The sequence below is a fragment of the Streptomyces phaeoluteigriseus genome, assembly GCF_001896135.2.
Lineage (GTDB): Bacteria > Actinomycetota > Actinomycetes > Streptomycetales > Streptomycetaceae > Streptomyces > Streptomyces phaeoluteigriseus.
The window spans coordinates 144161-157105 of the sequence record NZ_MPOH02000002.1 but is presented as its reverse complement, the minus strand read 5'-3'; the positions used below and the strand labels follow the sequence as shown (position 1 = coordinate 157105).

Annotated in this window: 9 protein-coding genes and 1 pseudogene; 4 read left to right on the top strand and 6 right to left on the bottom strand. The window is 71.4% G+C overall.

Annotated features, from left to right (window positions below; all coding sequences use genetic code 11):
* Positions 1-58: 58 nt before the first annotated feature.
* The gene (locus BM536_RS01315) at positions 59-1504 is read left to right on the top strand and encodes an FAD-dependent monooxygenase (protein WP_094102380.1); all 1446 of its coding nucleotides are present in this window, start codon (positions 59-61) and stop codon (positions 1502-1504) included.
* Positions 1505-1884: 380 nt separating this feature from the next.
* Here the strand turns inward: BM536_RS01315 and BM536_RS01310 are convergent, their stop codons facing one another.
* Complete coding sequence (locus BM536_RS01310) at positions 1885-3111, bottom strand: WS/DGAT domain-containing protein (RefSeq protein WP_094102379.1); 1227 nt, start codon at positions 3109-3111, stop codon at positions 1885-1887.
* Positions 3112-3290: 179 nt separating this feature from the next.
* Entirely contained in the window at positions 3291-4778 is a 1488-nt protein-coding gene (locus BM536_RS01305) for a pyridoxal phosphate-dependent decarboxylase family protein (protein ID WP_073491537.1), read from the bottom strand.
* Between the two features lie 41 nt (positions 4779-4819).
* Here BM536_RS01305 and BM536_RS01300 point away from each other — a divergent pair, with 41 nt between their 5' ends.
* The 3 genes from BM536_RS01300 to BM536_RS01290 all read left to right on the top strand — a co-directional run bounded on the left by BM536_RS01300 (position 4820) and on the right by BM536_RS01290 (position 8034).
* Complete coding sequence (locus BM536_RS01300; protein WP_143650734.1) at positions 4820-5737, top strand: hypothetical protein; 918 nt, start codon at positions 4820-4822, stop codon at positions 5735-5737.
* A 114-nt stretch (positions 5738-5851) separates the two neighbouring features.
* Positions 5852-7000, top strand: a complete 1149-nt coding sequence (locus BM536_RS01295) for an MMPL family transporter (protein WP_079274889.1) — start codon at positions 5852-5854, stop codon at positions 6998-7000.
* Positions 7001-7089: 89 nt separating this feature from the next.
* Positions 7090-8034 (top strand): MMPL family transporter, encoded by a 945-nt coding sequence (locus BM536_RS01290; protein WP_079274888.1) that lies wholly within the window; start codon positions 7090-7092, stop codon positions 8032-8034.
* Positions 8035-8611: 577 nt separating this feature from the next.
* Here BM536_RS01290 and BM536_RS01285 read toward each other — a convergent pair.
* The 4 genes and pseudogenes from BM536_RS01285 to BM536_RS01270 all read right to left on the bottom strand — a co-directional run bounded on the left by BM536_RS01285 (position 8612) and on the right by BM536_RS01270 (position 12637).
* Complete coding sequence (locus tag BM536_RS01285) at positions 8612-9391, bottom strand: alpha/beta-hydrolase family protein (protein WP_245873213.1); 780 nt, start codon at positions 9389-9391, stop codon at positions 8612-8614.
* Positions 9354-9659, bottom strand: a pseudogene (locus tag BM536_RS01280) (PLDc N-terminal domain-containing protein); the annotation flags it as partial. The pseudogene BM536_RS01280 and the gene BM536_RS01285, both read right to left, overlap by 38 nt.
* Positions 9660-10529: 870 nt before the next feature.
* Complete coding sequence (locus BM536_RS01275; RefSeq protein ID WP_073491533.1) at positions 10530-11864, bottom strand: hypothetical protein; 1335 nt, start codon at positions 11862-11864, stop codon at positions 10530-10532.
* A 116-nt stretch (positions 11865-11980) separates the two neighbouring features.
* On the bottom strand, positions 11981-12637 hold the full coding sequence (locus BM536_RS01270; protein WP_073491532.1) for an HdeD family acid-resistance protein: 657 nt from the start codon (positions 12635-12637) through the stop codon (positions 11981-11983).
* Between the last annotated feature and the right edge of the window lie 308 nt (positions 12638-12945).

Genomic DNA, 12945 nt, shown 5'->3' with positions numbered 1-12945 from the left:
GCCAACATTTGTTGGCAGGTAGACGACGGCAAGAAGACGTTGGCATCAGGAGGCCACCATGAACGGCACCGCCACCCACCGCCCCGTGATCGTCGTCGGTTCCGGCCCCACCGGCCTCCTCCTCGCCGGTGACCTCGCCGCAGCCGGCGTCACCGTGACCCTCCTCGAGAAGCGGCCGCGCAAGAGCAGCAACCTCTCCCGCGCGTTCGGGGTGCACGCCCGCACCCTGGAGCAGCTCGACGCCCGCGGCCTCGCCGACGAACTCCTCACCACCGGCGACACCATCACCGGCCTGCGGCTCTTCCGCCGCCTCTCCCTCGATCTGAGCATGCTGCCCTCGCGTTTCCCGTTCCTGCTCATCACCCCGCAGTACGAGGTCGAGCGGCTCCTGGAGCGGCGGGCCCGGGAGGCCGGGGTCGAGTTCGCGTACGACAGCGAGGTCGTCGGGCTGCGGCAGGACGACGAGGGGGTCGACCTCGACGTGCGGGGCGCGGACGGGGCGGTCGTCACCCGACGGGCGGCCTATGTCGTCGGCGCCGACGGTCACCGGAGCGCCGTGCGGGAGGCAATCGGCCTGGACTTCCCCGGTGTCTCCGTCATCAAGTCGCTGATCCTGGCCGATGTCCGGATGGCCGAGAAGCCCGAGAGCGTCCTCACCGTCAACGGCCGCGGCGACGCCTTCGCGATGATCGCCTCTTTCGGCGACGGCTGGTACCGGGTCATGGGCTGGAACCGCCGCAACGAGGTCTCCGACGACGCCCCGCTCCGCCTCGACGAGGTCAAGGAGATCACCCGCCGTGCCCTGGGCACCGACTACGGCATGCACGACGCCCGCTGGCTCTCCCGTTTCCACAGCGACGAGCGCCAGGCACCGCACTACCGGGTCGGGCGGGTCTTCCTCGCGGGGGACGCCGCGCACATCCACTCCCCGGCCGGCGGTCAGGGCATGAACACCGGCCTCCAGGACGCCGCCAACCTGAGCTGGAAGCTCGCCGCGGCCGTCCAGGGCCGGGCGCCCCAAGGGCTCCTCGACAGCTACGAGGCCGAGCGCCACCCGGTCGGCAAGGCGGTGCTGCGCAGCAGTGGCGGACTGGTTCGGCTGGCCCGCGCGCACAATCCGCTACTGCGTGCCGCCCGCGCACTGGTCTCCGCGATCGTCGACATGGCCCCGTCCGTCCAGCGCAAGGCCCTGGGTGAGATCACCGGGATCGGCTACGCCTACTCCGCCCCCCGCGGCGCCCACCGTCTCACCGGCACCCGCGTCCCCGACGTCGCCCTGAAGGACGGCCGGCTCTACGAGGCGCTGCGCGGCGGCCGGTTCGTGCTGATCACACCCGGGACGTACGAAGGCCCCGGTGTCCGTGAGGGGTGGCTGACCGTGGAGCGCTGGGCGGGCGACCGCCGGACGACCGTCCTGGTACGGCCCGACGGATACGTGGCCTGGGCGGCGGAGGGTGCGGACGCGGCGGGGATCGAGGAGGCGCGGGCCCGGTATCTGGGCTAGGCCCTCACGGTTGGATCCTCCCGGCGTCGCGGGGCAGGTCGGTCGAGAGTCGCCGCACCTCATGGTCGGGCTTATGCCAACGACAGGACCAGGAGGGCTGGCGTTCGTGGGACAGAGCCCGCCACCTCTCCCCCGATGCCGGCGGGTGCGGAGGGAACAGGCCCCAGTGGCGGCCCGTGGTGGCGCGCGGTAGTGGGACGGCGTGAGGCCGTGGGGTGCGGGCATGACCCGGCCTGGCCCCCGGAGGCCAGATCATCGAGCCGTCATTGCGCGGCTTGGCCCCGGCCCATCGGCTGTCGGGGAGTCCGGGCTCGAAGGACAGGCGCTTCGTCGTGTCCTCGGCCCACAAGAACGAGTCGATGGCGTTGAGCGGGTGACCGTCAGGTGGCTTCCAGTGCGCCGAGTTCGGCGAGCCACCGGGTGGGCAGTTCGTCGAATTCGGGCAGGCTGGGGTCGGCGACGAGGGCCAGGTGTGCGGTTCCGGCGTATTCACCCAGGCAGACCGACAGGTGGTGACCTGCGGGCAGGAACATCATCGGCAGCAAGGCGCTGATGCTGTGGCCGTCGAGTTCGAGGGGACGTGCGGGACCGGGGACATGGGTGGCCACCATAGTGGTGCGCCGCGGGTGCAGGGCCCGCGCCAGGGTCCTGCCGTGCCAGCGCGTGGGCAGGGTCTCGAACAGGACGTCCGCGTCGGGATCGCGGCGGCCGGTCCGGATGTTCGCCGTGGCGAGGTGGGTGGCGGCCAGGCGCTCGGCGGCCGTGGGCAGGTGGCAGGGCAGGGCGACGGGGACGCCGCGGTGGAAGTTGCCCAACGCGGCGCTCGTGTGGCCGCGCCGGGTGTTGAGGGGGACCATCGCCCGCACGGTGCCTGTGGCACGGTCGGACAGCCCGGGGCGCAGGGCGCCGGCGAGGGCGGCCAGGTAGACGTCGTTGAGGCTGGTGCCGGCCGCCCGCGCGATGGCCTTCATACGAGGCAGTGGGGTGTGAACCCACAGGCGCCTGGGTGGGCCGGTCGGGGCCTGGACCCGGGCGGGGCCGAGGCTGATGGCGTGCGCGGGCAGCGCGAGGCCGGCGACTGCTCGTACCAGGGCGCGCACGCGTCCGGTCGTCCAGGAGGGTGAGGGCTTGGGGGGTGTGCGGCGAGGCGGGAGGCCGGGTTCCCGCAGCGCGGCGAGCGTGATCCCGATCAGGGACATGCCGTCCAGGAGGCCGTGGTGGGCGCGAAGGAGCAGGGCGAACTCGTTGTCGCGGTGGCCGTGGAGCAGGGTCATGCCCCAGGTGACGTCCGTGAGCGGCTGGGCGCAGACACGCTCGATCGCCGCGTGCAGCGCGACTTCACCGCTGTGCGCGGGCAGCGTGATCTCCTCGAGGTGATCGGCGGGCTCGGCCGAGCCCCCCGCGTTCGCGCCCCGGGGGCGGGCCCGGTCGCGCAACGGCGGGTGGGCCGCCCGGATCAAGTCGATCAACGCGTGCAGTTCGACGGTCGAAGGGGCGGGGCCGGCGACTACGGCAACTCCGCCGATCTCCATGCTCGAGTGCGGGTGCGCTGCCGCGTAGTCGAACCAGCGTTCGCCCGCCGTGGTCGCGTCGTCATGGTCGTGCACGGTGTTCTCCGCTGAGGGTCGTTCGCGTGGTGAGGATGTGGGTCATGGGCTACGTGCCCAGACGCGTCATGTCCTGGGATGCGGCATCGACGGGGGGCCGATGCGGCCGGCTTCAACTTGCCGACGTCCAGGGTCCGTGGCCTGCCAGGGGCGTGGTGCCGTACGGACGTACTTCCTGGTCACCGGGCGCCCACCGGGGTCGTCAGGGTCGTCGGCGTCGTTTCGGATGACGCGGGCCGGTCGTCGGGGATCGAGGCGGCGGTCTCGCGTACCAGCGCCCAGGCATTGCGTACGGATGTCTGGGACGCCAGGCGTGAGCCCAGGGCCGCGCGCAGGATGTACCGGCCGTCCACGGTGGTGGGGGTCACCAGGATCCGGTGGGTGGCGTCGAGTTCGGTACGCAGTCGCTCGGTGCGGGCGTTGTCGCCGACGAGGCGGAAACACACCAGTCCGAGTGAGTGCGAGATCAGTTCGAAGCCGGGGGTGTCCCGGACCAGGCCGGCCAACAGCGCGGCGTGGGAGAGCTGTTCGCGGATGTGCGCGCGCAGGCCCTCGACGCCGTGGGTGCGCAGGACGAACCACAGCTTCAGGGCACGGAAGGGGTGCATGAGAGGCACCTGCCAGTCCCGGAAGTCGGTGACGTCACCCGAGTCGCTGGCCTGGTTGCGCAGGAAGTCGGGACGGATGTCCATGGCGGCGGTGAGGCTGTGGCGGTCGGCCACCCACATGGCGTCGCAGGGCGGTCCTGTGAGCAGCCACTTGTGGCAGTTCACGGCGTAGGAGTCGGCGTGCTCGACACCCTCGTTGATCCAGCGGTTCTCCGGGCAGACCGCGGCCGACCCGGCGTAGGCGGCGTCCACGTGCAGCCAGGCCCCGAACTCCCGGCATACGGCGGCGACGTCGGCGACCGGGTCGATGGCGCAGGTGCCCGTGGTGCCGACCGAGGCGACCACGATCGCGGGAACGACGCCCGCGGCGCGATCGGCTGCCAGTTGCTCGCTCAGGGCGTGGGGGTCCATCTCGCAGGTGCCCGCCCTGGTGGGGATCAGGGTCGGTTCCCCCAGGCCGGCGATGCGCGAGGCCTTGGGGACGCAGGAGTTCGCCTGGTCGGTGCAGTACAGCCGGTAGCGCCCCTCGGTGCCGTGCTCGCGCCAGCGCCCGCCTGAGGCCCGGTACAGGGCGGCGACTGCGGCCACCAGGACGGCCGAGGACGCGGAATCCTGCAAAACCCCGCCGCCGTCACCGGTACTGAGGAACCGCTCCGGCAGGCCCAGTGCACCCGCGAGATGGTCCAGGACCGCCTCTTCGAGTTCGGTGGCGGCCGGGCCCGTCGACCACATCATGTGCTGGACCGCCAGGCCGGAGGCCAACAGCTCGCCCACCACCGACGCGGGGCTGGTCTGGGTCGGGTAGTAGCCGAGGAACGAAGGGTGCTGCCAGTGCACGAGCCCGGGCATCACCACACGCCGTACATCGGCCAGGACGTCCCGGATCGGCTCGCCGTGCACCGGTACGCGGTCGGGCAGCATCGCGCGTACGTCCCCGGGGTGGAGGTCCGGCGTCACCGGCAGGCGTTCCTCTCGCAGGTCCTCCCAGTAGTCCTCGAGGATCGCGGCGACCTCGCCGATTGCGCTGCGAAACGAATCATCACCAGGAGTCACTGACATGCCGGGTAACGTACCGCATAAAAACGAGCGAAATGGCCCAGATGACAAGCGAATCCCTGCTGTGGCTCGCCCCGCCCCAGCATCTGCCCCACGGCCTGGGGACCCTGCGCGAGGCCGCCAACCGACCAGGCCGTCACCGCACTTCCCCCGGCCATCGCCGGATCCCCGAAAGCGACCCCCGCGAGGCCGCCTTCGACGAGTACTTCGCGGTCGCACGGTGCGCCTGCGCCCCCGCGCCCCTGTTGATCGACGCCCTCGACGACACCCTCGCCACGGTGAGGGCCTTCTCCCGGCGCCCGGACGGCTCCGCAACGGAACCCGACCTCGATCTCGCAGCACACGCGGCCGGCCTGGACTCGCCAAGGGACGATCGCGAGCCCCGGACGCAGGCCACGGTGCGCCAACGCTGGATTCATGGACACCGGCTGTTCTTCGCCCTCACCCAGGCGACCGTCGTCGCCCTGCGGCACGCACTTCGCGCTCCCTCGCCCGCTGGTTCCGCCCTCGGCCTGGAAAGCGCCGCCCACTTCCTGCGCGCCAGCGCGGCCGCCCTGCGCATCACCGCGTCCTTCGACGCACAGGACTACCACGACACCGTCCGGCCCTCGATGGCCCCACCGCAGGCTCCCCGAGGATTCTCCGGCCTGTGGTCGGCCGATCACCGCGTCCTGGTGCAGAGCCTGCGCGAGTGGGGTCTGGCCGCACCGGCGAAGCCCTCCAGCCTGCGCCCCGCCCACAGGCGCCTGGTCGAGGTCCTGACGGATGTGCACCACGCCCATGTGGGCGTCTGCTCGCGCTTCGTCGGCTCCGGCCCCTCCCTGCTTCGCGGCGCGGAACCGGGGGTGCAGGTTCTGGACCGCCTGTGCCGGCGGCGGCGCACCGCTCTGGACGCCGCGCCCGCTGCCAGGCCGGCCCAACTGCCCGACGCCCGGGGCGAAAACCTCACCCTTCACCACTGAACCCGTCCTTGACGCGCCCGGAGCGGGCAGGGGAAGCCGGCTCGGTTCGGTTGCTCGGCAGACTTCCGGCCAGGAGCAACATCACTGTTGTGCGCCTGGATCGTTGGTGCCGGTATGCCAGTACGCAGCGGAGATGGGACAGGGAGGGGGGCGTGGTCGGCGTCCCGGGCCTGGGGGGTGGTGGTGTGCGCGACGGTTGCGCTGGTCGCAGCGATCCTGAGCCTCCCGGCGGTATCCCGAGCCTGCGGCGCTGGGGGGACGATCGCCACAGGCACCGAGTCAGCCAGGGCTCAGTCTCAGGCTGAGCTGCTGGGTGTCGGAACCCCGGATCTGGTGCTCGCCCTGACGGTGCGCGACGGGGGCGCTCGGCCGGCGGTTGCAGCGGGTGCCGGTGTTGTCGCCCGTGTACTGGCGGACGAGCCGGGTGTGCGTACGGTGCGGTCGGCTGCCATGGGAGATCCGTGGCTGGTTTCGCGTGATGGGCGGACCGGACTGGTGACGGTCTCGCTGTCGGGTAGCGACGCGGACCGCAAGGAAGCGGCATTGCGTCTGGTGCCCAAGGCGCGGGCGGCGGCGCCGGGGATGCGGGTGCACGCGAGCGGGGTCTCATGGGCGACGGCCGAGATCGACCGGCAGGGCGCGGCCGATCTGCTGCGGGCCGAACTCTGGGCCGCGCCGCTCATCATGCTTCTCCTGTTGCTGACCTACGGTTCGTGGGCTGCTGCCGCGCTGCCCCTCGTGGTCGCGGTGCTCGCCGTCGTCTGCTGTGCGCCGTTGCTGGGTCTGCTGACCCACGTGACTGATGTGTCAGCGTTCGCGGTCAACGCGGCCGCCGCCATCGGCTTCGGTCTGTCGATCGACTTCACCTTGTTCGTCCTGGCCCGCTACCGCGAGGAGCACGCGAAGGGGATGCCGCGCGCCCGAGCACTGGACGTGGCCCTCGCTACATCCGGTCGCTGCGTGTTCTGTTCCGCCCTGGTGATCTCTTCATGTCTGGTGGCGGTGGCCGCCGTCCCCGTTCCGCTGCTGCGCGCACTGGCTCTTGCGGGTGTGGCGGTGACGCTGCTGGCGGCGCTGGCCGCGTTGACGGTGCTGCCCGCCGCGTTGACGCTGCTGGGTGACCGCGTCGACGCGCCGACCCGCTGCGCAGGCTGCGCCGGGCTCCCATCGGGGGGGCCAGCCGGTTCTGGCGGGAGCTCGCCCGCCGTGTCACCGCCCGGCCTGCGGCGGCGGGCTTGGGGGCACTGGCGGTGCTGGTCGTGATGGCCTGGCCGGCAGGAGGTCTGCGGTTCGGCGCGATCGACGAGCGGACACTGCCGGCCGGGGCCTCGGCCGCCGCCGCAGCCGCGGAGGTGCGCGAGCGCTTCGAGGTGCCCCCGGAGCGAGTCCAGGTGGTGGTGCTGGAACGGCCGGACGCGAACCTTGAGGAGTACACGGCCGCCGTGGCCCGGCTGCCTCATGTGGGTGCGGTGCGCGTCGTGCCTACCGCTCGAGTGGGCGAGTACGGGTACGCGGAGCACAAGCGGCTCCCGACGGTAGTGCTTGTGGCGGCTGCGGTGGGACCCGACACGGCCGAGGGCGCGCGCCTGGTCGACGCGTTGCGGGAGACTCCCGCGCCGGGCTCGGTCCTGGTAGGTGGGCGGGCCGCGCAAATCACCGACACCAACGAAGCGGTGCGTGGCGCACTGCCGTGGGTGGCGGTGGCGATGTGTTCGTCCCTGCTGGCCGCGCTCACGGCGTTCACCCGCAGCGCGATGGCACCCCTGAAGGCACTCACTGTGGCCGTCGTCAGCCTGGGTGCCAGTCTCGGATTGATCGTGTGGACCTTCCAGCAGGGACATGGGGCAGGTGCACTGGGCGATTTCACGGTCACCGGCTCCCTCGACGCAAGTATGTTGCTGTTCACCCTGGCCGTGGCGTTCGGCCTGTCCATCGACTACGAAGTCTTCCTGCTCGGCAGGATCCGGGAAGAGTTCGACAGCGGCCTGGACAACCGGACAGCGGTCGTCGAGGGCATCTCCCGCACCGGACGGCTGATGACCTCCGCCGCGGTGGCCCTTGCCATCTCCACCGCCGCCATGACTACCTCGCACGTGTCCATCCTCAAACTCATCGGCGCCGGCATCGCCTCCGCAGCGATCCTGGACGCACTCCTTGTCCGCGGGATCCTCGTCCCCGCGGTCATGACGCTCCTCGGTCCAGCCAACTGGTGGAAGCCCGTACTCACCGGCCGACGACGTCGCGGCCGGCACATCGCGGCAAGCGATCGACGCGCGGCCTTCAGGAGCGGCACCTAATCTTTTGGGGGAAGCGCCGGTACGCACCGATTCCTGATCGGGGCAAGGACGCGCTCCCCGCCGGACACGCCCAGCTGATCTGCCGCGACCCGCCCGAGAGGCCGGGCCCGGACCGCCCGGGGCCGGCGCCACCGACGTCGGCCCGCTGGCCGCAGGGCACGTCACCCCCCGGATCCGCGGCGGGCCCCCGCCCCGTACGACGGAAGAGAGCAGAAGCGAACCGAAAGATGAAGCGACTGCCGATTGCCTGCGAGACCATGGGGCACCGGCACACCTCACTTCCGGACGGCGCGGCGTCAGGGCTCGAGACGGACCCCGTAGCAGGCCGGATCACGGTCAGGGCCCCCCGCTGTGCCACTCCCCGCAAGACACCTCCCCATGTCCACCCACGACCCCGGTGAGTCCGGGCGCCGCGGGCCTGGGCGCCGCCGTACCCCCGATGGCCTCGGCACGGGGTGGCACCTGAGGCCGGTCGGCACCTGGACGGCTGTGGCTCTGACATTCGCCGTCCTCGTCGCCACCAATCTGGCCGTGCACCGCTGGGGCGATGCCCCCGGGCTCGTCACGGCCGTCCTCGTCAGCGTGTTGCTGCTCGCCGTGCTGCACTGGGCGGACGGCACCTGGGACGACGCGGGGCTGGCACCCGGCACGTTCGCCCGCGGTGCCCGTTGGGCACTGACTCTGATCGGGCTGGTCGGCCTCGTCTACCTGGCCGGAGCTCTCCTCCCGGCACCTCCCAGAACGTCACCACGGGCAGCCACACCATCTCCTCGAGGACGTCGCTGCCCGGTTCCTGGCCGATCCAGTCCGGTTCGGACAGTGCCAGGCTCGGGCTCCACCAGACGATCGGATCGGACGGGTGCATCAGATACAGCACGCGTGTGCCGTCCCACGCCCGGTCCTGCGGAGGTATGCCCGTGGCCGGATCGTCGGTGAACCGGACGGTGCGCCCGTCCTTGTAGACGGGCTCGATCTCGGGACTGGCGGCGTCGCGGTGGTCGCTGAATTCGCGGAAGAGCGTGTTGAAGTTGGGCGGGCCCGCGAAGAGGGAGCCGGCGGTGCGGTTGCGCAGGTCGTATTCCCCGCTGAAGGCCGTCTCACCGCCGAACGAACCCAGGCCCTCCCCCGCGACGAACAGGCGTGGCCGCTGGTCCTGGGGCAGCTTGGACCACGTGTCGTAGACGGCATCGAAGAGTTCACGGCCCGCCGCGCGGGCCTTGGACTGGTCGACGAGGTAGGACAGCCACGACGGCAGGTACGAGTACTGGATCGCGACGGTGGCCGAGTCGCCGTTACCGAGGTACTCGAAGGTGTCCGCGGCCGGATCGATCCAGCCGCTGCCCGTCGTCGTCGCCACGAGCAGGTGCTCGGGCCTGCGCTATCTCCCGGCGACCCATGTTCTTGCCGCGGGCGATCACGTAGACGAAGACGCCCAGGAAGGGCAGCAGGACGGTGAACGCCAGCCAGCCGGCTTTCGCCCACCCGCTCATCGCGTCGTCACGGAAGATGTCGAAGACGACGCGGAAGAGGAGGACGAACCACATGATCCACAGGAAGAACAAGAGCATGCTCCAGAAGACGCTCAGCAAGGGATAGTCGTACGCCAGGTAGGTCTGCGCACTCATGTCTCTCCTCCGTCCCGGGCGGGCGTCCGCCCGGCCGCCATTGCGTACTGCCTTCAGGGTGGGTCCGCAAGCACCGTGTTTCCTCACCCGGTGCGGGTGAGCCTGCGGCAGCCCAGCAGCCGCGGTTGACGTGCTCCGGCGGCCTGGTCAGGGGCCGATTCACCCCCGCCCGGGGGTGCGGATGCCGCCCGGCACCAGGTGGTGGAGGCGGCGTACTCGCTGAGGGCTGGCCCGAGACGGCCCCGAGGAGAAGGGCAACCAGTCAGAAAAGAGGGATGTGAAGACGGGAGGCCAGGAGGCCGAACTCCTCCAGGCCGCGCTGCATGGCCCTGGGCACCAGCACGCGGGGCCGGGCCCAGCAGGACTTTGGCTACCGGTGCTGGCCGGTAGGGCTCCCGGCAGCAGGCTCCGCCAGCCGATCCGACCGCCCGACAGCAGATCCTGACCACCGCCACAGCAGTGTCGCCGAGAGCGGGAGAGTTACCAGCCCGGTCACCGCGCCGGCGTTGGCCCGCTGTGTAACGGTGCCTTGAGGAGTAGGAACGTCAGCGCAGACGACCAGCAGGGGCAGCCGGCGCCAGACGGCGCCCCGCAATCGCGGCACGTGGTGCGGGCATCACGGCTCACAACCGCGGCGCGTGGTGCGGGCATCACAGCTCGCACGCCGCCTCAAGCGCGCGGCGGAACGTGGCCGACACCGGCGTCACCACCACCACGCCCACGACCGCGGCGGAGTCCGGGTCAAGGGAGTGGGCCAGAGGGCCTTGCAGCCGGCCCTGGGGCGAACCCCGGGACGATCATCAGCAGCGGCGCGCGGTGACGCCGGGTGTCTGCGGGATGCGTGCCCGGGGCCGGGTTACCCGTCATCGCTCACGGAGCCGCCCGGTCGGCTGGTCCGGCGGCCGCCGTGAGAATGGCCAGGATGATCAGGATGGCCAGGGCGATGCCGAGGACAAGGGCCACTGCTCCGACCGTGGGGTGGTTCCAGAGGACCAGCGTCAGCGCTCCAGCGGCGATGACGCAGCCGGTGGTCCAAGACTTGTGGTCTGCCAGCCAGCGACCGGGGGTCCCGGTGCGCAGTCCGCCGCGGCTCAGTGCCCGGCCGGCGGCCGTCGTTCCCCGGTCCGTCACCACGCGGACGGCGCGGACGGAGCGTGCGGGACCGTACAGGAACGCGACCAGCGCCGTGATCACTGCCACGACCAGCAGGGTGCGCGTGCTGTCGCGCAGGAACCGGACGAACGTGTCGTAGATCGCCGCGGCCGCGTCGGTGGGCAGCGCCGTGGGCGGAACCGAGTCCAGGTAGACGCGTCTCATGACGGCGAGCGCGACCAGCAGCACGACCATCATCACGCCGATGCCCGTCGCGGTGATCATCAGCATCACCCGGTGTGCCGGAGCGGTCCACACGGCGAGCGCGGCGAACAAGACGGTCACGACGGGCAGCCAGGTGCCGAGGATGTCCAACAGCCGCATCGCGTCCTGTGCCTTGCCCAGCTCCTCCGCCTGGAACAGCGTGATCGTGCGGTCGGTGTCCGGGATGGCGGCGGCCTTGTCGAATCCCGCCTCGACGAGCCGCTCCCGTACCTGGTCGACAACTGCTCCCACGTCCAGCTGGACGGTGTCGCCCTCGGCGCGCACGGCCCCCTCGCGGTCACCGGTGAGCATGTTCACCACCGCGGCGTGTGAGCGGCGGTTGGCGCCCTCCCACACCTGCTCGAAGGCGTCACTGGTGATCACGCGGGTCACAGTGCGGTCCACCACGGTCCTGACAGCGTTGCGCAGCGGAACCTCCAGGGACTCTGCTCCCTCCACCACGCGGGGTGGTGCACCGGATTCCCGGAGGGCCCGGCCGAGCGAGTCCGCCACCGCCGCGACGTCCACGTTGGCCACGACCCGGTCCGTGAGCCGGTTGATCACGACTTCCTGCACGGCCGGCTCGGATGCCAGCGGCGCGACGGTCTCCACGTACCTGTCGGTGTCGGAGACGGTGTTTTGGACCCAGGCCGCGACCACGGCCAACGGGGCGAGCAGCAGGGCCAGCAGGAGGAGGACCGAGGAGCCGACCTGGCGTAGCCGGCGGTGGCGCACCGCCGCGTGACGGCGCAGTCGCTCGTATTCGGCTCGTTCCTCGGCGGTCACGACGTGTTTCTGGGGCGCGGATCCGCCGGAGTCCGGTGGTTCCGGGATCGCGGCCGGGTTCATGGGTGCTCCTCTCGGTGTGCGCCGCGGGTCGCAGCGACAGCCGCTCGGGATGAGGGTGAGGGACATCCCCGCACGGCTTCGGCGTCTGCACACCCGTCGAGGCGGCGGGCGCCGTGTCAGGGCGTCGTGGAGGTGTGCGTCCCCGTGGGGTGCGTCCTGCGGAGCGCGGCGCGCCATGCGAGGGCCACAACCGCCTCGGCCAGGCCGATCAGGACGAGCCACAGGCCGAGCAGCCGGGTCAGGGCGCGAGCGGACTCGGCCGGCAGCGCGAGCACCACGATGCCCGCGACGATGCCGAGCACGGCGGCGCCCAGGACGACCCCACGGTGCGGCAGGTTCTCGGCGGCAAGGGCGGTGTAGAGGGTGAGGATGCCGGACACCAGCCAGACCGCCCCGACGATCAGTGAGAGCGCGTTGATCGTCTGCAGCGGGTTCCGCAGACACAGCACTCCGGCGAGGATGTACAGCACGGCCATGAGGAGCCCAGGGAGCCGTTCGTGCCCCGCCCGTGCGAAGACGTCGACGAACCGGAACGTCCCGCCCACCAGCAGGTACAGGCCGATGAGCACCGCCAGGACGTGCAGCGTCGCATCCGGCCAGACCAGTATCAGGACACCCAGCACCAGGGTCGCGACGGCCGAGGCCAGAAGCCAGGTCCCTGAACGGCCGAGCCGTCCCAGTGCCTTCGCGGGGTCGTCCATCGGACCAGGGGCCGCCTCGTAGGGATCCTGGTCCTCTCCGTTCGGTGGTGCCGGACTACGCGGCATGGTCATGGCGCCTCCTCGTGTGATCGAACGGTCGATGCCGGGCCGCGGACGGGGCGGTGTGCGAGGACATGCCCTCACCAGGGTCACGTCCGCCTCCGGATGCCGGGGTCACCCACCACGGGTGATCCGGCGACGCCACCGTGGCCGTGAGAAGCAGCGCCCGACCATCGGCTCACAGGTCCGGGCAAACGAAGAGACACCAAGTGAACGATCCGCGCTGCCCGGACGGACCGCCCTTGGCCCGGACCCGGCGCGCGCCGTCGGTTCCACCCCGGCGGGTGGGCGTCGTCACCGCCGTCCTTTTTACCGCCCGC